Source organism: Streptomyces sp. MCA2, from assembly GCF_023544705.1.
GTDB classification, from domain to species: Bacteria; Actinomycetota; Actinomycetes; order Streptomycetales; family Streptomycetaceae; genus Streptomyces; species Streptomyces decoyicus.
On sequence record NZ_JAMJFM010000046.1, the window covers coordinates 34,529 to 56,621 of the forward strand.

Genomic DNA, 22,093 nt, shown 5'->3' on the forward strand with positions numbered 1-22,093 from the left:
GTCCGCCCACCCGCTGCCGTGACGGAGCGGGTGGGCGGGCCGGGGGCCGGAGACGGGGGGCGTTATTCGGCCTTGATGGCGGCCAGCATGTTCAGCCTCGCCGCCCGGAACGCCGGCCACAGGGCGGCCAGTACGCCGACGAGCGCGGCCAGGCCGAGGAAGAGGCCCATCCGGGCCCACGGCAGCACCAGTTCATAGGTGGGCAGGTGGGCGCCGATCAGCTGACCGACCGCCCAGCCCATGAACACGCCGAGCCCGACGCCGAGCACCCCGCCGAACAACGAGATGACCAGCGACTCCAGCCGCACCATCCGCTTGATGCCGCGCCGGTCCAGGCCGATCGCCCGCAGCATGCCGATCTCCTGCGAGCGTTCGAAGACCGACATCGCCAGGGTGTTGATGACCCCGAGCACCGCGACGATCACGGCCATGGCCAGCAGACCGTAGAGCATGTTCAGCAGCAGGGTGAACATCGAGGCGATGCCGCTCGAGACGTCCTTCTTGTCCGCGACGGTGACCGCCGGGTTCTTGCCGAGCGCCTCGATCAGGTCGTCCTTGTGCGCGTCGGTCGCGCCGCCGGCCATCTTGACCAGCAGCTGCTTGTCGCTGATGTCCTTCTGGTGCGGAGCCAGGGTGCGGTTGTCCAGGAAGACGCCGTGGAGCATCTCGTTGCCCTTGTAGACGCCCGAGACGGTCAGGGTGGCCTTCTTGCCGTCCTCGAACGTCACGGGGAGCCGCGAGCCGGCCCGCCAGCCCTTGTTGGTGGCCGTGTTCTCGTCCACCAGGACCCGGTCGCCGCGCAGGGTGCCGAGCGACCCCTCGCTGATGTCGAGCCGGACGAGCGAGCCGAACCGTGCGCCGTCCACACCGGTCAGCTCGGTCGGCTGCCGGGCGGCGCTGCCGGTGCCGATCGTCGCCATGCCCGCGCGCAGCGGGGTGAGGGCCGTGACGCCGGGCACGTCGCGGACCGCCTTCTCCGCGGTGGTGGGCAGCCGTGTGTTGCCCTGCATGGAGACCGTGTAGTCGGCCTTCAGCGCATCGACGGCCATCTTGTCGATGCCCTTCTGCGTGCTGCCCGCGATCACCGTCATGCCGGTGATCAGGGTCAGCCCGATCATCAGCGCGGAGGCGGTGGTGGCCGTACGGCGCGGATTGCGCAGTGCGTTCTGCCGGGCGAGGAGGCCGGAGATGCCGAAGGCGCGCAGGACGGGGGTGGCCAGCGCGATCAGCGGACGGGACAGCAGCGGCGTCAGGATGAACACGCCGACCAGCAGCAGCATCCCGCCGCCGCCCAGCATGATCTTGCTGGTGTCGTCGCCCTCGTAGACGGAGGTGGCGACGACGACCGAGGCCGTGCCGATGCCCGCGACGAGCGCGCCGAGGATGTTGCGGACCAGCAGCGATTTGGTGGTGGCGACGGCGTGCACGCTGTTCATCGCGGCGACCGGCGGAACCTTCGCGCCGCGCCGCGCGGGCAGCCAGGCGGCCAGCACCGTGATGACGATGCCGATGCCCAGGGCGGCGACGGCCGTGGAGGGCGAGACCACCAGCGGCCCCTCGGGGAACTTCGCGACGAAGCCGTTCAGCACCTCCCGCAGCAGTGCGGCGATGCCGATTCCGGCCGCCAGGCCCGAGACACCGGCGATCGCACCGACGAAGAACGCCTCGATCAGCACCGAGCGGGTGACCTGGCGCCGGCTTGCGCCGACCGCCCGCATCAGTGCCAGCTCCTTGGTGCGCTGGGCGACCAGCATGGTGAAGGTGTTGGCGATGAGGAAGATGCCGACGAAGAGCGCGACGGCGGCGAAGGCCAGCAGCGCGGTCTTCATGCCCTCCATGTCGTGGTCGATCGCCTTGGCTTCGAGGTCGGCGAGTTCCTTGCCGGTGATGGTGGTGGCGCTGTCCTTGGGCAGCGCCTTGCCGATCGCCTGCTGGAGTGCGGTCTGGGACGTCCCGGCCTTGGCTTCGACGTCGATCTGGCTGTATCCGCCGGACAGTCCGAACAGCTGCTGCGCGGTCCGGGTGTCGAACAGGGCCAGCGAGCCGCCGGCGGCGACCCGGCCGTCGTCGGTGGTGAAGATGCCGGTCAGCTTCTGCTGCCGGACCGGTCCGTCGGCGGATATCCGGACGGTGTCGCCGACGTGGTAGCCGCCCTTCGCGGCGGTGCCCGCGTCCAGCGCGAACTGGTCCGCGCCGGTGGGGGCCGTGCCCTGCTTCAGCGGGTAGCGGGCGTCCTTGCCGTCCTTGCCGGGGAAGTAGTTGCTGCCGCGGCTCTCGCCCGAGCCGATCAGCTTGCCGTCCTTGTCGCCGATCCCGGTGAAGCCGTCGACGGTGCCGGTGACGGAGGCGGCGCCGGGGAGACGGGACACGGTGTCGAGCGTCTTGCCGTCGAGCCGGGGGTCCTTGGCCCGGGTGCCGGGCCCGTCGGGCGACGGTGGCGTCAAGGCGACATCGACGTGGTCGAAGCTCTTCTGGGAGCTGGTGCGGAAGGCGTCGGAGATGGTCGAGGTGAAGACCAGGGTGCCGGAGACGAAGGCCACGCCGAGCATCACGGCGAGGACGGTCATCAGCAGCCGGGCCTTGTGCGCAAGCACATTGCGCAAGGCGGTACGGAACATGGTGGTTCAGTCCTGGAGGAGTGGTCCGAAGTGAGGGTGGCGGCTGCTGGTCAGGTCGTACGGCCCTGGGCACCGGGGCCGGGGGTGCGGGCGGAACCCCCGGAGAGGTGCCGCATCCGCTCCAGCACCATGTCGGCGGTCGGGTCGGGCATGTCGTCGACGATCCGGCCGTCGGCGAGGAAGACCACCCGGTCCGCGTAGGCGGCGGCGACCGGGTCGTGGGTCACCATCACCACGGTCTGGCCCAGTTCGCGCACGGAGTTGCGCAGGAAGCCGAGGACCTCGGCGCCGGAGCGCGAGTCGAGGTTTCCGGTGGGCTCGTCGGCGAAGATGATCTCGGGCCGGGAGGCCAGCGCGCGGGCGACCGCGACGCGCTGCTGCTGGCCGCCGGAGAGCTGGGCGGGGCGGTGCTTGAGGCGGTCGGACAGCCCGACGGTCTCCACGACGCGGTCCAGCCAGGCGCGGTCGGGCTTACGGCCGGCGATGTCCATGGGCAGGGTGATGTTCTCCAGGGCGTTCAGCGTCGGCAGCAGGTTGAACGCCTGGAAGATGAAGCCGATCCTGTCGCGCCGGAGCTGGGTGAGCTTCTTGTCCTTCAGCCCGGTCAGTTCGATGTCGCCGATCGTGGCGGAGCCGCCGGAGATCGCGTCCAGTCCGGCCATGCAGTGCATCAGCGTCGACTTGCCGGACCCGGAGGGGCCCATGATCGCCGTGAACTGGGCCTGGTGGAAGGCGACGGAGACCGCGTCCAGGGCGACCACCTGGGTCTCGCCCTGGCCGTAGACCTTGGTGAGGTCGGTGGCGCGGGCGGCCGCCGCGGTGGCGCGGGTGGCGGTGGAGACGCCGGAGTGGGTGGTGGTCACGGGAAGGGGCTCCTGTCGGGACGAGGGACCGGACGGCGAGGGCCACGAGGGCGGCTGTCGCGGGGGGATGCAGACGCTTTCCATCGTGGGGCAGCGCGGGGGGCGTGGACGTCAACCCCTGTGCCCGTCCTCGGCCACACCTGGGAGGTAGCCGTGCCGCGCGCGGTCATCCCTGGGGAGGAGACGGCCCCTGAGGGCGCTGCCGCGTCCGCAGTAGTCGGACGGGCGTGCCCGTCGGGGTGACGGGGGGCGTTGAGGAGGCGTCGAGTTTCCGTCAATTCGGGCACGGAATTGTGCGCGGGCGCGTCATGACGAAGGGGGGCTTCAGGCATGTGCCCAAGGCCTGTACCGGTCACTGATGCACCCTCAGTTGCCAATAAAATAAGACAACCTCGGGAAGAGCGGCCGATCTGTGTCGTGCGCTGCGGGCTACGCTCGTGCTGCCTCTTTGGGGTGGCATGGGGGAACCCAGGCCCGGATGGTGGAATGCAGACACGGCGAGCTTAAACCTCGCTGGCCTACGGGCCGTGCCGGTTCAAGTCCGGCTCCGGGCACTGCGCAGCCGCAGCTTTGAGACCTTGAACAAACAACCATATAGAGCCGAGGCTCATGCCGCCCGCGGGAACACGCCGCGAACGCATGAGCCTTTGATGGTGCGCAGGCGCGGGTCCGCGGGCGGAAAAGCCGTGCCGGAAATATCAGTGATTACCAAGTGAAGTGCCGCGATGACGGCACCTGGGAAGCGCCTGGCCTGCCTGCCGGGAGCGCGGACGAAGCCAGCCGGCCGGTTGAGAGGGCGTCAAGTCGAGAACGCCGCCGCGTGCTTCGGGAGTTTCTGACGGTCGTGGACCACGGGCCGCCGAAGAGATGTTCGGCGGGGCGCAGTTGCTTCGGCATCTTCGTGACGCGGCGGATGCCGCGCACGGTCATCGAAGGACGTACCCGTGACGCATACCCGAAGTAACTTGAATATTGGATTTTTCTTCCTTCGGTGCGGGCGGCTGGCGCGGCGCCGCGTACTTCCGTCCGGCGCCGTCCGCCGGTCGGGGCGGGAAAGGGTCGCGCTTGTTCTGTTGCCCGTGAGCGCGTTCGTCTTCTTCGCGCCGGGTTCCGGGCGGGAGGGGCGGCCGGCCCCGAGTGCGGCCGCGTACGGGAGCAGGTTGCGGCGGGGTGGAACCTTCGGCGGAGCGCACCGGGCTTTTCCGGTTTTCCGGTGTGCGTCCCTTCCGCCGGGCGCGGGGGAATTCTCATGAACGCGCCCGGCTTTCGGGAGTTCCGCGGCGCGAAAGGAAAGTGCCGGGAATCGTCATGAGTGCGCGGGGGTGCGGCGGTACCTACCGGGGTGAGCCGGCGCACTTTCCGGTTGCCGGAAGTATGTCGCCGGATGGCGCGGAGAATATGTCGCGGGGTGCGGCGTCGGCCCGCGGATCGGTGATCCGGGCCTGCTGAAGCGGAGTCCCGGGGTGCCGCGTCGGTGAGGTGTGTGTGCCGTCCGCTCAGCGGACGGATCCAGGGCCGCGGCCCGGCCCCCGCCCGTGCCTCGCGGCCCGCCGATCAGCCGTGATCGCCGCGCGGTCCATGCCTGGCGACGACGTGCGGAGGTGCGGGTTCCCGGCCTTCGAGGGGGCTTCGTCCGCCCGTGGGCCCGCGGGTTTCGGAACAACGTTGCATATAAACAAGCGGAGCCGCACAACCCTTTATCGTCTCATTACTGTGCGGGTAATTCGGTCGAGGAATCCGGGGGCGGCCGGGTATCTTCGCGCGCGAGATCGTCTCGAATTCAACTTTCCCAGTCTCGGGTTCGCCTCAACTCGGGCCGCTCGCTTGACGTGTTTCTTGGATGCGACGATGATCCCGGATGGTGGGATCTCGTCGGGGGGCGAAGAAAGCAGCGCCGCACGGACGCGGCGTCGAGGTTTCGGCCAGGTGTCCCCGGGATCCCTTTGGCGCACGTCGGTGGCGTGCCCAAGGAAGTAAACGGGGGTAGAGATGACGGATACGCGCGATCGATGTCAGCTCGCGGGACTCGACCGACTTGTATGGGGCGGCGCCACTCAACGGAGCGCGGCCGGCCTGGACCACCCTGACACGGCCGTGCGGAGATCTCCGCGATTCGAACGGTGGGCGGCGGACGTCCGGCAGGTGACCGGCGCGGAACCCACCTCTCAGCGGCTCTCGCTCGGCTGGCCGGCCCTCCAGCCCGAGGGCCCCGGTACCTGGGACCGCGCGGCGCTCGACCGCTGCGACCGGGTCCTGGACACCCTGCTCGCCCAAGGCGTGCAGCCCTGCGCGAACTTGGTGCACATGGACCTGCCCGGCTGGCTGGACGCGGCGGGAGGATGGCTGGTCCGGGACGCCGCTCAGCGGTTCGCCGACTACGCGGGCGAGATGGGGCGGCGCTTCGGGGACCGCGTCGCGCGCTGGGTCACCGTCAACGACATCGCCGCTCCGACGCTCGCCGACCGGGTGGCGGGGATGTTCTCCACGGAGCGGGGGGCCGGCCCGCAGGGGCTGTCGGCCGTTCACCATGCGCTGCTGGGGCACGGCCTGGCCCTGCGGGCACTGCGCGCCGCGGGTGCGACCGGCCCGGCAGGGCTGACCACCTCGCTGGTGGCGGCCTACCCCGCGGCGGACGACCCCTGGGACCGACAGGCCGCCGAACGCATGGAGTTCTGGGGAAACCGCTTCTTCCTCGACCCCCTCTTCTTCGGCGAACATCTCACGACGGAAACCGGCCACTCCCCGATCGGGGATCTGGGCTGTGTCCGGCCCGGGGACATGGAGATCATCGCGACCCCGCAGGACTTCCTGGGCGTCTCCTGGCATGCCCCGCACTGTGTCACCGGGCCCGAGAACCTCGCCGACATGTCCGACCAGCTGGCGTCCTTCGACGCCCTGCGGGACCTCAACCGTCTGCTGTCCCGGCTCGACTTCGCGGTGGTGCCGTTCCCGGACCTGGAGACGACCTCCTACGGCTGGTCGATATTCCCGGAGTCCCTGGCGGACGGACTGGCCGGCCTCCATGAGCTCTACGGCACTCTGCTGCCCGCGCTGTACGTCACCGACCACGGGCTCCAGGACCAGGAAGTCGTCGACGACCGCGGCCGGCCCGATGACGACCGGCGCCGCTCGCTGCTCGCCGCGAAGCTCTCCTGGCTGCACCGCATCATGGAGTCCGGGGTCGACGTCCGCGGCTACGAATACTGGTCGGTCTTCGACAACGCCGACTGGAAGCAGCGCTATGCGCGCCTGTACTCGGGCGGCGTGCCCGCCGGCGGCCCCGGCCACGTCAGGCCGGAGATTCCGCAGCAGTGGGTGTGCCGGTTCGAGGCCGGGTCGCGTGCGCAGGATCTCGCTCCAGGTGTCCAGGTCCCGTGAGGGGCGTCAGTAGGCCACGCCGCCATCGGCGCGGATCAGGGTCGCGTTGATGTAGTCCGCCTGCGCGGAGGCCAGGAAGGCGGCGGTGGCGGCCATGTCCTCCCCCCGGCCGGCACCGAGCAGGGACCGCCCGGCCTTCTGCGTCCGCAGGTCCTCGCCGAGCTCGGCACCCTGACCGGTGTCGAGCAGGCCGGGGGCCAGGACGACGGAGCGGACGCGGTAGCGCGCGTACTCCTGCGCCACGGTGTTGGACAGGCCCAGCAGGCCTCCCTTGCTCGCCGCGTAGGCGGCCTGGCCCGCATTGCCGAGGACGGCGGAACCGGAGGAGACATAGACCATGCGGCCGTAGCGCTGACGCATCATCAGCCGCAGGGCGTGCTTGGTCACCAGGAAGCTGCCTCGCAGATTGACCCGCTGGACCGCGTCCCAGTCGGCCACGGGCATGGTGACCAGGGGCTGGTCACGGATGATCGCGGCGTTGTGGATCACCGCGTCCAGCCGGCCCAGCCCGCGCGCGGCGGCGACCAGCGCCTCGGCCGCTGACTCCTCGCCGATATCGCCCTGGCACAGATGCAGCCGGCCGGGGTGGCTCTCGTGCAGCGCCGTCAGTTCGTCCGTGGGCGTGCGGTAGTTGGCGAGCACCCGGGACCCGCCGTCGAGCAGTGCCTTGACGATGAGCAGGCCGAGACCGCGCCCGCTTCCGGTGACCGCGACGGTCCGGGCGCCGTCCGTGGTGCCCGCGGTCGGGCTCTCCGTGGTGTCCGTCATGTGTCGCTCCTCTGTTCAGCGGTGGGTGGGGACGGGCGGGCAGGGGACATCGGCGGCTTCTTCCGGATCGCCGAAGAGGTAGGAGGCGGTCTTGGCCATGTGCGAGGCGGAGATCGCGGCGCTGCCGGTGCGGTAGGCGAAGCGGACGTGCGGGGCGTCGCTCCGCGGCGGAGCGACCAGCAGCGGCGGCAGCAGCGGGTGCGGGTAGTGGGCGAGCAGCCGCTCGCACTCCTGGAGGTGGTCCAGTCCCCGGCTGCGGAGCGCGGCCGGCAGCCAGTCCAGCCGGGGGATGCGGAACTCGACCAGCTCCCCGTCGTCCGTGCTGACCCCCGCGAGGTCCGGGCCCCAGGCCGCACCGGCGCACTCCTCGGGGAGCAGGGGGACGACGGGCGGCTCGCCGTCCAGGACGACGAGGAGGGGGCGGCCCTCGCCGAGGTGGGCGTGCAGCGCCCGGACGTCGGCCGGCTCCGGCCACAGGGCGCGGACCCGCCACGGCCCGCCCTCGCCCCGGTGGAGGATCAGCCGGTCCTTGCCCTCGAAGACGACCATGATGTCGTCGCAGTGCAGCACCGGGTCACAGGTCAACGTCCGCATTCGCGCTCCTCCTGGTGAGCAGTCAGTTCCCGGAATTCGTCCAGCCAGTTGATGACGTCGCGCATGACGTAGTGGTCGCGGTCCGGCCGCAGGGCGGAGAGCAGGAAGGAGCGGCGGCCCTCCGCGGCCGGACCCAGGACCGTGAGGCCGGGCTCGGCCGCGCCGTCGGCACCTACCGGATGGAACCCGGCGGTCAGATCGAGACCTCCCGGCTCGAAGGACGTGCCGTCGGCGGACTCGTTGCGCCACAGCCGTACCAGCCCGCGCTCCGTCAGCCGGCGGAACAGCGGAGCGGAGTCCAGCCGCGGATCGAAGGGATGGATACGGGCGTCCACCAGGGTGTCCACCAGGTGCACCGCGCCCGTCGCCGGTCCCGTGACGCGGAACCTCCCCTCGGTGTCGTCCGTTTCCACGGTCGCTCCCGGGCCGGTCGTCAGATCGAGCAGCCCGTGCCGGGCGAGCGCCTCGATCCGGGTCATCACCTCGACGGCGGCCCCGTTCGCCAGCCGGTTGTGATGCCGGGTGTGCCGGGCGAGGAAGGCGCGGTGCGACGACGCGGTCAGTCCGGCGTCGTCGACCGCGTAGGACAGGACGGACCGCAGATCGCGCCAGACGCCGTCGGCCGCCGCCTTGTGGGGGTTGGCGGTATTGCCCTGCCGCGCCCAGACGCGGTCGGTGGCCATGGCCCGGAGCAGGGCCGCCCGGTACTGGCCGGGCGTGGCGTACGCGGACCGCGGGACCGGAGCGATCGTGCGGTGCCAGCTGAAGCGGTTTCCGGTCGGGCTCTCGTCGAGCCGCCAGGGGGAGCGCCAGGCCGCGGCGGCGCGCTGGAGGGCGGCCGGGTCGTTGCCCGCCTCCCGCAGCCGTTCCCGGGCGTCGTCGCCGAAGACGACACCCGTCCAGTGGGCGAGGGTCGCCCCGACCGGCCACTCCCGCACCCGGGCAGCGGCCGTGGCCGGTGCCTCCTTGCCGGCCAGTACGCGCTCCAGCACGGCGCCGATCTCGTCCACCGCGGCCCGCAGCGGGCCCAGCAGCCGTTCGGGGGCGTCCGGCGGACCCGCCGCGGTGCAGGTGCCGTCGAGGAAGTCACGCCAGACCGCGGCGGAACGCTCCGCCAGGAAGCGCACGGCGGGCCGGAACAGCGTGGCGTAGTGCAGCTGGGCCATCTCCAGGACGACCAGCGGCAGCACGTCGCGGTCGAAGTCGAGCTGGGCGGGCGCCGCAGCGGCGGGGGCCGTCCCGGCGGGGGCCGTCCCGGCCGGGGCCGTCCCGGCCGGGGCCGTCCCGACGCTCGTGCGGAGCCGGTCGACGGCCTCGCGGGTGAAGAAGACGCCCTGGTGCTCCCGTATGCCGGCGCCCGGTTCGGCGCCCTGTTCCTTCGTGTGGTGCGGACGGGCGAAGGTGAACATCCCGGCGTCGCTGAAGGCCACAATGGACGACGGCTCCCGGCCGCTGGGGACATAGCGCAGCCCGTGCCGGGCATCGGGGACGAACCTGCCGCCCCGCCCCTCGGTGAGGTGCAGGACGACATCGATCGCCGTCAGCCCCATCCCGGCGCAGCCCACGACCGTGCCGGGCCCGGTGACCGCGGGGGAGAGCGTGGTGGCGAGGGGGTAGGCGGACGGGAGGTACGTGGAGCGGGTGCGCCGGGCGAACGCGGCGCGCTCGCGGCCGGCCGGGGACCGCTCGGGGTCGTGCGGCCCGTGCCCGGTGACGAGCAGGACATGGTCGGCGCGGTGGCGCTGCCCGGCCGCCGTACGGAGATCGAAGCCCTCGTCCTGCCGGGACACGTCCACCACTTCATCGGGGCAGAGGTGCACCGGCACGCCGTGGGCCCGCAGTTCGCGTACGTAGGCCGTGAAGCTGTCCTGGAGGGCGAGCCCGTGGACGTAGCGCTTCGGCCAGTCCTCGGGGCCGAGATCGAAGTCCGGCTCACCGGTCTCGGCGAACCGCCGCCGGCACCACTCGTGCAGCGTGGGGCGCCCGGCCCGCGGCCGCAGCGGGCCCGCGCCGGGCATCGACTCGTCCGCCGCGAAGCTCACCTGGCCGGCGATCCGGTTGAGGAAGCTGGTGGCGGGCTGGGTGGGGCTGTGGGCCTGGCCGGCGCCGAACTCACCGGTCCGCTCGTAGACCCGCACCTCCAGCCGGCCTTCCCGGCCCGGCCCCGCGGCGTCCGCCGAGAGGCGCTCCAGGACGTAGGTGGCGCGCGGGCCGCCCCCGACGATCGCCAGACGGAACGGCGCACGCCGCGCGGTGGGTGCGGGGCGGTCGTTCATCGGGCCGCTCCGGTGGCGCCCGCGGACGGCGTTGCCGTGAGCCGGGGCAGCAGACGGGCGAGCGTGGCGAGGAAGCGCTCGATGTCGTCCCCGGTCAGCTGTCCCATCGTGGACAGCCGGAAGAAGCCCTGGGCCAGCTGCTCCTGGGCGGCGTAGATGACGAACCCCTCGGCCCTGAGTGCGGAGTGCAGGGCGTCGAAGCCGACCTCGTCGGGAAGGCGGACGGCGGTCAGCCCCACGGCCCGTTGTCCAGCGGGCAGCAGCAGTCGCAGGCCGAGCCGCGCCAGGCCCTCGCGCAGCCGGCCGGCCAGGGCGTCGTAGCGGGCCCGCCGGCCTTCCACGCCTTCCGCCAGTGCCAGGTCGAGGGCGATGTCGAAGGCGTGGAAGGCCGGTACGGCCGGTGTGAAGGCCGGTGCCCCGGCCTTCTCCTGGGCCGTGAAGTGCCGGTGGAGGTCGAGGTAGTGGGTGCGGCGGGGCCCGGTGGCCAGCGCGACGAAGGCGTCCCTGCGCGCACACACGAAGGACAGGCCGGGTGCGCCCTCCAGGCACTTGTTGGCCGATCCCGCGAGCCAGTCGATCCCGTCCCGCTCCAGCGAGAGCGGCTCGCAGCCGACGCTGCTGACCGCGTCCACCACGACCTCCCGGCCGTGACGGTGCGCGAGCGCCGCGACGGCCGCGACATCATTGAGCATCCCGGTGCTGGTCTCGTGATGCACCACGCCCACGTGGGTGAGACGGGGGTCGTCCCGCAGCGCGCGCTCCACCGCGCCGAGGCCGAGCGGGGTGCCCCAGCCGAACTCCAGCCGCCGGGACCGGATGCCGTACGGCGTGGCGATCTCGTGCAAACGGTGCCCGTAGTGGCCGTTGTCCAGGACCAGCAGGCCGCCGTGCGCCGGGACCGCCGAGACGATCGCGGCCTCCACGGCGGAGGTCCCCGAACCGGTCAGGACCACGGCGGTATGGTCCGCGCCGCCGCCCGAGATCCGGGTGACCTTGGACCGTACGCGGGTCATCAGCGCGGCGAAGTCCCGCTCGCGATGGCACATGTCGGGCCCCGAGAGCGCGGACCTGACACGGGCGTCGGTGACGACCGGGCCCGGGTTCATCAGCACCAGCCGCTGCGGCTGCTCGTCGGTGGTCACGGGGCGATCGCCTCCTGGAAGCGGGCGGCGGACACGGGAGGACTCAGTGCGGGGCGGCCCAGCCGCGGATCGGAGCCGGGCGCGATACGGACCCTGATCAGCCGGGGTCCCGTGGCGCCCGGCCGGGCCTCGGCGAGGGCGGCGCGCAGCCCCGCGGCGTCGTCCACGTCGGCCGTCGAGCGGTAGCCGCAGGCCGCGGCGACGGCGGCGAAGTCGGTGGCGGCGGACCCGGTCGGCTGGGTACCGGTCGAGTCGTAGGCCTCGTTGTCGAGCAGCACATGCACCAGACCGGCCGGACCGGCCCGGCCGATGGTGGCCAGCGCCTCCATCCGCATCAGCGCCGCACCGTCGCCGTCCAGCACCACGACCTGCCGGGCCGACGCATGCAGGGCGACCCCGAGGGCCACGCTGGAGGCGCAGCCCATCGAGCCGACGACATACAGATTCTCCGGACGGTCCCAGTCGCGCTCCAGCTCGCGGGCCGTCTTGCCGGTGGTGGCGATCACCGGTGTGCGGGCGCAGACGGCGCGCATCACCTCCGCGATCGCCTCGGTGCGCAGCATCCGCTCCGGCCGCGGCGCGGGCCGGGCGTCGGGCCCCTCGTACGGCGCCACGAGGCCCTTGGGCACCACGAACGCGTACGGCAGCCCGGTGCTGCGCATATGGTCCACGGCGACACCGAGCCGTTCCGCGAGGGCGGCCTGCTCTGCGGGCAGCACCTCATGGCGGATCTCCATCGCGGTGAGCAGACCGGGCGTGATCCGTCCCATCAGCTCGTGCTGCGGCTCGTCGGGGGAGCCGGGGCGGCCGCGCCAGGTGATCAGCAGCAGGACGGGGAGCCGCAGGGTGTGGCACAGCGAGGTGAGCGGGTTGACCGCGTTGCCCAGGCCGGAGTTCTGGAGGATGACGACGGGCAGCCGGCCGGCCAGCCGGGCGCCGGCGGCGATGGCCACGGCCTCGCCCTCGTTGGCGGTGGTGAGGTAGTCCGCCGGGTGTTCCTGCTGGAGGCAGCTGATCACCGGCCCGAGGAACGAGCAGGGCACCCCGCTGAAGGGGCCCAGGCCCGCCTCGCGGAACGTGCGGACGATGACGGCCGGGTCGAGCGTGCGGGGCAGGGCGGGCGCGGCGGTCACGGGGCGTCCCCTCCGGTCAGCACGGGGACCGGGCGGGCGTGCTCCGCCGGCTCGTCGTCGCGCTCGGGGGCGGGGGCCGGAGGCGTCTCCGGTGTCCCGCCGCGGACGAACCGCTTCTCGTTCTCCGTGAACTCGTCCATGCCCTGGAGGTCGAAGACGGTCTTCAGCGGGGCGATGTGGTCCTCGATCGCGGTGGTGCGGCCGTCCTTGAGGATCGTCTCGAAGGTCTGGCTGACGGCCTGGATCCCGGCCCGCAGCCCGTGGTTGGCGTAGACAACCATCTTGGCGCCGGCCGCGCCCAGTTCACCGGCCGAGATGGTGTGGTACGTGGTGGGCACCACGACCACCGGCTGGGGGAGGTGCCACCGCTGGAGGAAGTCCAGCACCGGCTGCGGGGAGCCGGACTTGGCGTGGATGAGGACCGCGTCGGCACCGGCCGCGGCGTAGGCCTCGCCCCGGCGGAGCGCCTCGTCCAGGTCCCAGCCGGCGATCAGGGCCTCGATCCGGGCGATCACCATGAAGTCGGGGTCGCGCTGGGCGTCCTTGGCGGCTTCGATCCGGCCGCAGAACTCCGGTACGGACGCCAGCTCCTGACGGCCCGGAATGAAGCTGTTGACCTTGGGGAAGCGCTTGTCCTCGATGGTGACGGCGGCGATACCGGCCGCTTCGTAGCGTCGGACCATGTGCATGACATTGTTGGCGTTGCCGTATCCGGCGTCGCAGTCGGCGACCACGGGCACGCCGACCGCGGACGCCATCGACCCGGCGACGCCCAGGAGTTCGGTCATGGTCAGGATGTCCGCGTCGGGCAGGCCCTGGGACGCCGAGATCTCCAGACCGCTCGACCAGATGCCGTCGAACCCCGCGCGTTCCGCCAGACGGGCGCCCAGCGGGTTGTGGGCGCCGGCGATGCGCACGGTGCCGGGGGCGTCGAAAAGGGCGCGCAGTTGTGCCGCGCCATGACGCGGGGCGGGCCGGGCCGAGGGCTCGCGATGTGTGCTGTGGAGGTGGTCCACGGAATTCCCCTCTGCTCAGCTCTGTGCGTGTGCCGGAAGTGCCGGTGAAGTGTCCTGCTGCCTTTCGGATTCCGGGCGCCAGCCCGGCCGGCCGAAGAGATATCCCAGGCGGTGCCGCCAGGTGTCGGCGCCGCGTACCTCCCGGGCCATGGTGGCGAATTCATGCACCTGGATCTTCCAGATGCTGTAGGTGTTGATCTGCTTCGTCAGCCCGTAGGTGGGGCGTCGGCCCTCCGGCTGGAAGGTGCCGAACATCCGGTCCCAGATGATGAGGATGCTGCCGAAGTTCTTGTCGAGATACTCCGGTTCCGTGCCGTGGTGGACACGGTGGTGCGACGGCGTCACGAAAAGGAATTCCAGCGGGCGCGGCAGCCTTCCGACCTTTTCGGTGTGGGCGAACAGCCCGTAGATCAGGTGGAAGGAGTGCATGGTGAAGACCAGCACCGGTGGCACACCCAGCAGCGGCAGCGGAAGCCAGACGAGCTTTTCGAACCACTGCGCCCACTTGCGCCGCAGCGCGGTCGAGGTATTGAAGTACTCGCTGGAATGGTGGACTTGGTGACCGGCCCAGATGATCCGGATCATATGGGCAGAACGGTGATACCAGTACAGCAGGAATTCGACGCCGAAGAAGAGCACCACCCAGGTCCACCAGGCGTCGGCCGGCAGATGGAACGGGGCGAGGTACGTATAGACCACCGCGTAGAGCCCGAGCGCGGCGGCGCGCAGCAGGGTGGACACCACCAGCGCGCCCAGCCCGGTCAGCACGCTGGCGCGGGTGTCGCGGGCGTCGAAGCCCTTGGCGTCCTTGTCGTCACCGAAGCGCAGGGCCAGCATCTCGATGGCGACCAGCAGGCCGACGGCGGGGAGGGCGAAGACGATCGGATCTCTGAGACGGTCGAGGATCTGTGACAGCACGTATTTCTCCAGGAACCCTTATTCGCTGACGGTGGCGAGTGCCTTCGCCTTGGTGGCGTACATGTCGACGTACTCCTGACCGGAGAGCACCGCGATCTCGTGCATGACCTGGTCGGCCACCTGACGGCGCAGACGCGCCTCGCCGGACCGCCCCCGGTGCTCGGAGAAATCCATGGGGGCGCCGAAGCGCAGCCGGAAGCGGTGCGGGCGGAACATCAGCGTGCCGGGCGGCTGGACCTTTTCGGTGCCGATCAGCCCGCACGGAATCACCGGTGCCCCGGTGAGCAGGGCCAGATAACCGACCCCGGTGCGGGCGCGGTAGAGGCGGCCGTCATGGGTGCGGGTGCCTTCCGGATGAATACCGAAGATCTTTCCCTCGCCCAGTACGCGCTCGGCGAGCTGGAGCGCGGCCACACCGCCGTGACCGCCGTCGCGCTCGACCGGAACCAGCCCGATGGCCCGGAAGAAGCAGGCGGCGAGCCGGCCTTTGACGCCTTTCCCGGTCAGCCGCTCGGCCTTCCCGATGAACGCGACGGGGCGCTTGACGGCCAGCGCGATGAAGACATGGTCGGAGAACGACAGATGATTCGCCGCGATGATGCAGGGGCCCGTGGTGGGAATGTTTTTGGTGCCGTCGATATGCGGCCGGAAGACGATCCGCATCAGCGTCGCAAGGACAACTCTGAGCGCTCTGAAGAACACCGTCCGCCTCCAATCTGCAAAGGAACGTGCGGGGTTGCCGACGCCGGTACGCGGTGGGTACCGGGAAAGGTTCGGGGGAGGGGGAGCGGCGCCTCAGTGCACGATCGTGCGGCCGCCTTCGAGGACGAGGGTGGCGCCGGTGAGGTAGCGCATCCCGTCGTCGGCCAGCGCCACCACGGCCCGGCCGATGTCCTGCTCGGCGTCCCCGAGCCGGCCGAGCGGAATCTCCGACAGCACCTCGGCGTGCTTCTCGGGGTGCGCCTCGAAGTACGCGGCCGCGCCGGGGCTGAGCGCGACCGGGCAGATCGCGTTGACCCGGATGCCGTACGGGCCCCACTCCCGGGCGGCGACCCGGGTGAGGCCGCGGATCGCCTCCTTCGCCATCGCGTAGGAGGCGAAGCCTTCCTGGCCGATGAGCGCCGCGGACGAGGCGAGGTTGACGATGCTGCCGCCGCGCCGCTTGAGGTACGGCAGGGCCGCACGCATCGCGTGGAAGGTGCCCAACGGGCCGCTGCGGTAAGAGAGTTCGAGGTCCTCGTAGCTGGTCTCCGCCAGCGGCCGCTGCACGACCGACTGGGCGTTGTTGACGAGGATGTCCAGCCCCCCGAAGGCCCGGACGGTCTCCTCGACCATGCGGTCGACCTCGTCGCGCTGCCCCACGTCACCGACGACGGCGTGCCCGGCGGCCCCGCGCTCCTCGATCTCGGCGACCACGGCCCGCAGCGTTTTCTCGGTGCGCCCGGTGACGACGACGTCGGCGCCGTCGGCGGCCAGCGCCAGGGCGATGCCCCGGCCGATGCCCTGGCCGCCGCCGGTGACCAGAGCCGTCGTCCCGGCCAGACGCTGGTGGGAAGTCATGGAGTGGTGTGCCCTTTCGCGTGCGGTACGGGGGCGTCGTCGCCCCAGAAGGTCTGCCAGGTGGGGAAGGAGTGCGGGAGGGCGGGGCGTCCCGCGGGCGGCCAGTCCGCGAAGCCGACGGCCTGCGGGCGGTCCGTCACATCGGCGGCGTACCAGTGCCGTTCACGGCGCCGGGTGAAGAGCCATTCGCCGTCCACGCACGCGTAGTCGTCGAAGTAGCAGATCGCCATGACGATCCAGCGGTCGTCCACCTCGTGCTCGGCGCGGCAGTAGACCGTCCCGGTCGCCCGCTGCGTGCCCTGCCACTCGATGCGATGGCCGGTGATGTGGTGCACCGACCGGCGGAAGGTGCGCAGCATCGGTGCGATGTGGCGGCGCAGCACCTCGCGGCCGCGGCCGGCCCGCCCCATGTCCACGTCGGGGTGGAAGCACCCCACCCATGCGTCCAGGTCGCGTGCGTCGACGGCGAGCGCATAGCGGAACGCGAGCTGCTGGATCGCCAGGTGCGCTTCCACCCGTGCCAGACGCCGCTCGATCTCCGGGCCGGTCACCGCGTCCACCCTCCCACCACCACCCTCAAAGGACTATATTAGTTAACTAATATAGCGGGTTAGGTACCTGAAGGTAAGGGAGAGCCATGCCCGACAGAGAGTTCTTCGATCCGGAGGCAGAGACCCTGCCCAGGGAGCGGCTGCTGGCCCGGCAGGAAGCGCGCATCCTCGAACTCGTCCCGTACGTCTTCGAACGCTCCGCGTTCTACCGGGAGTTGTGGAGCGCACACGGTGTCCACCCGCGCGAGGTCCGCTCGTTGGAGGACTTCCGCCGGCGCATCCCGACGATCACCAAGGACATGGTCCGCGCGTACCGGGACCGCACCGGCGACCCCTTCGGCGGGCTGCTCTGCACCGACGTCTCGGAGCTGACCTCGGTCTCCTCCAGCTCCGGCACCACCGGCCGGCCGACGTTCTTCGCCGAACAGTGGGACCAGTGCCCGCCGCTGCCGGCCGCGATGCTGCGCGACCTGTGGGGGCTGGGGCTGCGGCCCGGCGACCGGGTGCTGAGCCAGCCCGGCACCATCCGCAATCTGCTCGACTACGTCTTCCACGCGCTGGGCACCACCGTCGTCTGCGTGGAGTCGGGACCCGGGCAGATGGCCGGGGTCGTCGAGGCGGCCCGGCGCTACCGGCCCGCCTTCTTGCAGCTCACCTACGCCCAGGTCGTCGAGCTGACCCGGCTCGCGGACCGGCTCGATCTGCGCGAGGCGTTCTCCTCCCTGAAGGCCGCCGCCTTCGCCGGTGCGCCCATGAGCCGCCGGATGCGGGAGATGGTCCGACAGGACTGGGGCATCGAGCTGTTCGAGTACACCAGCGCCGCCGACACCGGGATGGCGTGGGAGTGCGACCGGCACGACGGCTTCCATCTGTGGGAGGACACGGTCTTCGCCGAGTGCCTCGATCCGCAGGGCCTCGCCGAGGCCCCCGAGGGGGAACTCGGCGAGCTGGTCGCCACCGACCTCGACAACCCCACGGCACCGCTGATCCGCTACCGCAGCGACGACCTCGTCCGGCTCAGCCGGAAGGCGTGCGACTGCGGGCGCACCCACGGCCGGATGTGGCTGCGGGGCCGGTGCGGCGACGAGACCCTGGTCGGCGGGGTGCCCGTCATGCTGCGCGACATCGGACTCGCGGTCGAGGACCAGCCGGAGTGCGCCGGCGGGGTGTTCCAGATGGTCCGGCCGCAGCGCGAACTGAGCGCGCTCACGGTCCGGGTCGGCTATGAGACCGCCGGGGCCGGTGCGCCGCCCCCGGATCTGGCCGAGCGGCTGCGCACGGCGATTCACGCACGCACCGGGGTGACGCCGGTGCTGGAACTGCGCACGGAGCACGAGCTGCTGGCGGGTTCCAGCGGCGTGGGCAAGCTGACACGAGTGGTGAGGTCATGATGGTACGAACGGAATCCCTGGCACGCGCCACGTCCCTCGGCCGGCCCGAAGTCGCCTACGTGGCCCGGTTCACCGCCGCCGACGGCGCCGGCGAGGAGTTCAAGGTCACCTGGTCCGACATCGCCCGGGACACCATGTGGCTGCAACAGCGCTTCACGGCATGGGGGATGGGGCGGGGCAAGCAGGTCCTGCTCTCGACCTCGGGCCACGAGGGCGCCTGGTTCCTGCCGGTGATCAACGCGCTGAAGGCGATCGGCTGCACTTATGCGATAGCCGAGGCGATGGCCTGGGACTGGCGCCGGTCGCTGGTCTTCCACGAGGAGCTGGAGCTCTACGCGATGCTGGGGCTGTCCGGCGAGATCGTGGCGGAACAGACCAAGTGCCGCAAGGCGGCCGACCTCTTCGGCAATGTCCCGGTGCTCCTGGCGCGGCCCGCCGCCGTCCGGCAGCTGGCCGCCGGCGGGGTCGCCGCGGGCGTGCTGACGCCCATGGGCCCCGCGCTGGCCGTGCAGTGCCCCGAGTCCCCCGGGGCCCATATCGACTCGGTGCGGTGGTGGGTGGCGGAGCGCCGGGGCCGGATCCACCTCTCCGCCCGCGCCGGCGGCGGGGGCCGCGGTGCGGCGGAGACCGGGCTGGGCATCGAGGGCGTGGTGCTGGGCGGGCGGTGCGGCTGCGGCAGCGACGATCCCCGGGTGCTGCTGAGCTGACCCGGGCTGCCGCGCCCCGGTGCGGGCCGGGGCGCGGCAGCGGCGGTCAGCGGGTGCCGTCCGGCACGAAGTACGGCAGGCTGATCTCGTCGCTGACGGGCCGGAAGCTGACCCGGACCGGCATACCGATCACGACCTGCTCCACGGGTACGTCGACGACATGGCTGAGCAGGGTGCCGCCGTCCTCCAGATCGACGGCGGCCAGGGCGAAGGGCACCTCGAAGCCCGGCCCGGGGGCGCGGTGCACCACGGTCACCGCGTACACCGCGCCGCGGCCCGTGCTGGGCTCCCAGGTCCAGTCGTCCGACCAGCACGCGGGGCAGACCGGTTCGGGAGCGAAGAAGCGGAGGCCGCAGGGGGCGCAGGCCGGCACGATCAGCCGGCCGTGCCGCGCGGCCGCCCAGAAGGGCCGGGTCAGCTCCGTCGGTACGGGAACGGGGCGGGCCATCACCGGCTCCTTCCCAGCAGGCACATTTCGTAGTGCTGCGCGCCGGAGCCCGCATTGGCGACCAGCGCCAGCCCGGCGCCGGGGATCTGGTGCACGGCGCTGCCGCGCAGCTGCCGTACGGCCTCCACGACCCGCAGGGTCATCTGCTGGGTGCCGTTCCAGGCGTAGGACAGGCAGCCCCCGTCGGGGTTGACCGGATGCCTGCCGTCCGGGGCGATCGCGCCGGACGCCGCGAGCGGGCCGCCCTCGCCCTCCGCGCACAGCCCCAGCACCTCCAGCTGGCGTATCACCTCGAAGGAGTTCGGGTCGTAGAGGGAGAAGACGTCGATGTCGTGGGCGGTGAGCCCGGCCCGTGCGTAGCAGCGCGCGGCGGACGCGGCGCCGATCCGCCCGACCTCACGGCCCAGCGCCGGATTCACATACGCCGCATGGTGGTACTCCATCGATCCGGCGAGCACCGCGACCGGCGGCCGTGGCAGATCGCGGGCCCGTTCGGCCGTGGTGACCACGAAGGCGGCGCCGCCCTCGCCGACGATGCAGCAGTCCAGGAGGTGCAGCGGGCTACAGATCATCCGCGAGGCCAGCACGTCCTGGGCGGTGTACGGGCCGCGTCCGTACATCATCGCCTCGGGGTTGGTGCTGCCGTTGTTCCGCAGGGTGGCCGCGACCTGCGCCAACTGCTCCTCGGTGGTGCCGAATTCATACATGTGGCGGGAGGCGACCAGGGCGAACTGGGCCACCACGTACGCGCCCCACACATCGGTGAACTCCAGCGGCCGTCCTGCCCCGACCGGTGCGCGGTCCGTGCCGCGGGAGACCAGCTTGCAGCCGCCCACCACGACGGTGTCGGCGTATCCGGCGCGCACCGCGGCGGCCGCCTTCAGCAGCCCGCGCACCCCGGCGTTGTCCATGAAGGAGTCGCTCGTCCAGTGCAGCCGGCCGCCGAACAGCCGGGCCCAGGAGGCACCGTCGTCCGGCGCGCCCCCCGGCCCCGGCCAGTCCAGCTGCACACCGTCCACGTCCGCGGGACGCAGGCCCGCGTCGGCCACCGCCTCCCGCGCCGCCTCCAACGCCAGGTCCATCGCACTGCGGTGGGGGAGGGACAGCGCCTGTTCGGTCGCGTGAATGCCCACGATCACGGGCTGCCGGTCACTCATCTCAGCGCCCGGGGCCGAGCGTCGCCGAGCCCGGGTAGCCGCCCCCGCCGTACTCCTTGTCGAGCGCGTCGTAGTCCCGTGCGCCCGACACGGTCCGGGGCAGCGCCGCGGTGAACTCCACCGACTTGGGCTTCTTGTACGAGGCGATCCGCGGCCGGCAGTGCTCGATGATCTCCTGTTCGCTCAACCCGGCATCCGGCGCCAGGACCACGATCGCCTTGACGTCCTGCGCCCAGCGGGTGTTCGGCACGCCGATGACGGCCGCCTCACGGACCGCGGGGTGCTGCTCGATGCAGTTCTCCACCTCGGCGGGGAAGATGTTCTCCGCCGCCGACTTGAGCATCCGGGTCGTGGTGCCGAGGAAGGTGAGCGAGCCGTCCGGCTCCCGCCGGCCGAGGTCGGTGGTGTGCCACCAGCCGGAGCGGAAGCGGTGCGCGTTGACCTCGTCCCGGTTCCAGTAGCCCCGGTGGACGACGGTGCCGCGGGCACAGATCTCACCGGCCTCGCCCACCGCGCACTCCCGGCCCCCGGCGTCGAGGATGCGGACCGTCAGACCGGGGCCCGGCCGTCCCGCGTTGCCGGCGGCCGGTCCTCCGTACGCGGCCGTGACCGAGAAGCCGGACAGCTCCGTCTGGCCGTAGCCGCGTCCGGCCGCACCGCCGCTGCGGGTGAACCGGCTGGTGTCGGTGGTGGCCATGCCCTCCCACAGATGGGGCGCCACGGTCGCCCGCAGCCGGGAGAGGTCGTGCCCCGTACCGCGGTTGAGCCGGACGATCTCCGCGACCGTGGGCGGCATCAGGAACGCGTGGGTGCACTCCTCGGCGACGAGCAGGTCCCGCACCTCCTCGGCCACCACCCGCCGCACGATGACGTTCTTGCCGGCCATCAGCAGCGTCGGCATCCCCCAGAACTGGTAGTTGCCGATGTGGAACATGGGACCGGAGTTGAGGAACGCCGTGGTGTGGTCGATATCGCCCAGCCAGGCCGCCGCGGTGGCCATCGCGATCAGATTGGTGTGGGAGAGCAGCGAACCGCACTGCCGCCCGCTCATCGCGGCGGTGTACAGGACCAGGACGGGGGAGTCGGGATCGATGTCCAGGTCCGGGTCCGCGAGCCCGCCCGCGGCGAGAAAGGCCTCGTACCCGTCGGGGTCCTGTGGCGCGCTGTCATGGCGCAGCCACCGCGCGGTGTCGTCGGACCCCAGCGCCTCCCGGGTCCGGGCGACGGTCTCGTGGATCTCCTGGTGCTGCCAGACCACGAGGTGCGGGTCGAAGTCCCGCAGCGCGAACTCCATTTCGGGCGGCGCCCAGCGCCAGTAGCCGACGCACACCATCGCGCCGAGCTTGCCGGCCGCGGCGATCAGTTCGTAGACCCGGAACGAGTTCTGTCCCAGCCACATGATCCGGTCGCCGCGGCCGATCCCCGCAGCCGCCAGGGAGCCGGCCAGCCGGTTGACCCGGTCGTCCAGCTCGGGCCAGGTGAGCCGGACGGGGCCGTCGACCAGGGCGGTACGCCCCGGATGCGACCGGCGGTGTTCGCGCAGGACGTCGCCGATGGTCGTGTGCTGCAAGGT

18 protein-coding genes and 1 tRNA gene are annotated in these 22,093 nt (G+C 71.7%); 4 read left to right on the top strand and 15 right to left on the bottom strand.

The window, feature by feature from the left end; genetic code table 11:
• Positions 1–62: 62 nt before the first annotated feature.
• Positions 63–2,618, bottom strand: a complete 2,556-nt coding sequence (locus tag M8I34_RS30560; RefSeq protein WP_250054884.1) for an ABC transporter permease — start codon at positions 2,616–2,618, stop codon at positions 63–65.
• Between the two features lie 50 nt (positions 2,619–2,668).
• Positions 2,669–3,481, bottom strand: coding sequence for an ABC transporter ATP-binding protein (locus tag M8I34_RS30565; protein ID WP_250054886.1), 813 nt, complete (start codon positions 3,479–3,481; stop codon positions 2,669–2,671).
• 472 nt (positions 3,482–3,953) lie between these two features.
• Between M8I34_RS30565 and M8I34_RS30570 the strand changes: the two genes are divergently transcribed.
• Together M8I34_RS30570 and M8I34_RS30575 are read left to right on the top strand one after the other, a co-directional pair.
• Positions 3,954–4,035 (top strand) — tRNA-Leu (locus tag M8I34_RS30570).
• 1,435 nt (positions 4,036–5,470) lie between these two features.
• Entirely contained in the window at positions 5,471–6,859 is a 1,389-nt protein-coding gene (locus M8I34_RS30575; RefSeq protein WP_284050983.1) for a family 1 glycosylhydrolase, read from the top strand.
• A gap of 6 nt (positions 6,860–6,865) precedes the next feature.
• On the opposite strand, the gene M8I34_RS30580 is transcribed toward M8I34_RS30575, so the two are convergent.
• The 10 genes from M8I34_RS30580 to M8I34_RS30625 all read right to left on the bottom strand — a co-directional run bounded on the left by M8I34_RS30580 (position 6,866) and on the right by M8I34_RS30625 (position 16,817).
• Positions 6,866–7,627, bottom strand: coding sequence for an SDR family NAD(P)-dependent oxidoreductase (locus M8I34_RS30580; protein WP_250054890.1), 762 nt, complete (start codon positions 7,625–7,627; stop codon positions 6,866–6,868).
• A gap of 15 nt (positions 7,628–7,642) precedes the next feature.
• Positions 7,643–8,221, bottom strand: a complete 579-nt coding sequence (locus M8I34_RS30585) for a hypothetical protein (protein WP_250054893.1) — start codon at positions 8,219–8,221, stop codon at positions 7,643–7,645.
• On the bottom strand, positions 8,209–10,497 hold the full coding sequence (locus M8I34_RS30590) for an FAD/NAD(P)-binding protein (protein WP_250054895.1): 2,289 nt from the start codon (positions 10,495–10,497) through the stop codon (positions 8,209–8,211). The genes M8I34_RS30585 and M8I34_RS30590 overlap by 13 nt, the downstream gene beginning before the upstream one ends.
• The gene (locus M8I34_RS30595) at positions 10,494–11,639 is read right to left on the bottom strand and encodes a 2-aminoethylphosphonate aminotransferase (protein WP_250054897.1); all 1,146 of its coding nucleotides are present in this window, start codon (positions 11,637–11,639) and stop codon (positions 10,494–10,496) included. Before M8I34_RS30595 ends, M8I34_RS30590 begins: the two co-directional genes overlap by 4 nt.
• Positions 11,636–12,772: a phosphonopyruvate decarboxylase gene (aepY, locus tag M8I34_RS30600; protein ID WP_250054899.1), complete on the bottom strand. Its 1,137-nt coding sequence runs from the start codon at positions 12,770–12,772 to the stop codon at positions 11,636–11,638. The genes M8I34_RS30595 and aepY overlap by 4 nt, the downstream gene beginning before the upstream one ends.
• The gene (locus M8I34_RS30605; RefSeq protein ID WP_250054901.1) at positions 12,769–13,788 is read right to left on the bottom strand and encodes an isocitrate lyase/phosphoenolpyruvate mutase family protein; all 1,020 of its coding nucleotides are present in this window, start codon (positions 13,786–13,788) and stop codon (positions 12,769–12,771) included. Before M8I34_RS30605 ends, aepY begins: the two co-directional genes overlap by 4 nt.
• A gap of 15 nt (positions 13,789–13,803) precedes the next feature.
• Positions 13,804–14,706, bottom strand: coding sequence for a sterol desaturase family protein (locus tag M8I34_RS30610; RefSeq protein WP_250054903.1), 903 nt, complete (start codon positions 14,704–14,706; stop codon positions 13,804–13,806).
• A gap of 18 nt (positions 14,707–14,724) precedes the next feature.
• Positions 14,725–15,369 carry a 1-acyl-sn-glycerol-3-phosphate acyltransferase gene (locus M8I34_RS30615; RefSeq protein ID WP_250054956.1) on the bottom strand — a complete coding sequence of 215 codons (645 nt, stop codon included), beginning with the start codon at positions 15,367–15,369 and terminating at the stop codon, positions 14,725–14,727.
• A 132-nt stretch (positions 15,370–15,501) separates the two neighbouring features.
• Positions 15,502–16,266 carry an SDR family NAD(P)-dependent oxidoreductase gene (locus M8I34_RS30620; RefSeq protein WP_250054905.1) on the bottom strand — a complete coding sequence of 255 codons (765 nt, stop codon included), beginning with the start codon at positions 16,264–16,266 and terminating at the stop codon, positions 15,502–15,504.
• Entirely contained in the window at positions 16,263–16,817 is a 555-nt protein-coding gene (locus M8I34_RS30625) for a nuclear transport factor 2 family protein (protein WP_250054907.1), read from the bottom strand. The genes M8I34_RS30620 and M8I34_RS30625 overlap by 4 nt, the downstream gene beginning before the upstream one ends.
• An 86-nt stretch (positions 16,818–16,903) precedes the next feature.
• Between M8I34_RS30625 and M8I34_RS30630 the strand changes: the two genes are divergently transcribed.
• Positions 16,904–18,208 (top strand): phenylacetate--CoA ligase family protein, encoded by a 1,305-nt coding sequence (locus tag M8I34_RS30630; RefSeq protein WP_250054909.1) that lies wholly within the window; start codon positions 16,904–16,906, stop codon positions 18,206–18,208.
• Positions 18,205–18,915 carry a hypothetical protein gene (locus tag M8I34_RS30635; RefSeq protein WP_250054911.1) on the top strand — a complete coding sequence of 237 codons (711 nt, stop codon included), beginning with the start codon at positions 18,205–18,207 and terminating at the stop codon, positions 18,913–18,915. Before M8I34_RS30630 ends, M8I34_RS30635 begins: the two co-directional genes overlap by 4 nt.
• Positions 18,916–18,961: 46 nt before the next feature.
• Here the strand turns inward: M8I34_RS30635 and M8I34_RS30640 are convergent, their stop codons facing one another.
• From M8I34_RS30640 to M8I34_RS30650, 3 genes are read right to left on the bottom strand one after another with little or no spacing between them, the layout of a single operon-like run.
• Positions 18,962–19,363 (bottom strand): Zn-ribbon domain-containing OB-fold protein, encoded by a 402-nt coding sequence (locus tag M8I34_RS30640; protein ID WP_250054914.1) that lies wholly within the window; start codon positions 19,361–19,363, stop codon positions 18,962–18,964.
• Positions 19,363–20,520, bottom strand: a complete 1,158-nt coding sequence (locus M8I34_RS30645) for a thiolase family protein (protein ID WP_250054916.1) — start codon at positions 20,518–20,520, stop codon at positions 19,363–19,365. Before M8I34_RS30645 ends, M8I34_RS30640 begins: the two co-directional genes overlap by 1 nt.
• Position 20,521: 1 nt before the next feature.
• A complete protein-coding gene (locus tag M8I34_RS30650; protein ID WP_250054918.1) occupies positions 20,522–22,090 on the bottom strand; it encodes an AMP-binding protein in 1,569 nt (522 codons plus the stop codon).
• Positions 22,091–22,093 lie beyond the last annotated feature (3 nt).

Bases quoted from the DNA above. Each gene is read 5' to 3' on its own strand.
- M8I34_RS30560 (WP_250054884.1), bottom strand. From the start codon at position 2,618: ATGTTCCGTACCGCCTTGCGCAATGTGCTTGCGCACAAGGCCCGGCTG.
- M8I34_RS30575 (WP_284050983.1), top strand. From the start codon at position 5,471: ATGACGGATACGCGCGATCGATGTCAGCTCGCGGGACTCGACCGACTT.
- M8I34_RS30580 (WP_250054890.1), bottom strand. From the start codon at position 7,627: ATGACGGACACCACGGAGAGCCCGACCGCGGGCACCACGGACGGCGCC.
- M8I34_RS30585 (WP_250054893.1), bottom strand. From the start codon at position 8,221: ATGCGGACGTTGACCTGTGACCCGGTGCTGCACTGCGACGACATCATG.
- M8I34_RS30590 (WP_250054895.1), bottom strand. From the start codon at position 10,497: ATGAACGACCGCCCCGCACCCACCGCGCGGCGTGCGCCGTTCCGTCTG.
- M8I34_RS30615 (WP_250054956.1), bottom strand. From the start codon at position 15,369: ATGCGGATCGTCTTCCGGCCGCATATCGACGGCACCAAAAACATTCCC.
- M8I34_RS30620 (WP_250054905.1), bottom strand. From the start codon at position 16,266: ATGACTTCCCACCAGCGTCTGGCCGGGACGACGGCTCTGGTCACCGGC.
- M8I34_RS30630 (WP_250054909.1), top strand. From the start codon at position 16,904: ATGCCCGACAGAGAGTTCTTCGATCCGGAGGCAGAGACCCTGCCCAGG.
- M8I34_RS30635 (WP_250054911.1), top strand. From the start codon at position 18,205: ATGATGGTACGAACGGAATCCCTGGCACGCGCCACGTCCCTCGGCCGG.
- M8I34_RS30640 (WP_250054914.1), bottom strand. From the start codon at position 19,363: ATGGCCCGCCCCGTTCCCGTACCGACGGAGCTGACCCGGCCCTTCTGG.
- M8I34_RS30645 (WP_250054916.1), bottom strand. From the start codon at position 20,520: ATGAGTGACCGGCAGCCCGTGATCGTGGGCATTCACGCGACCGAACAG.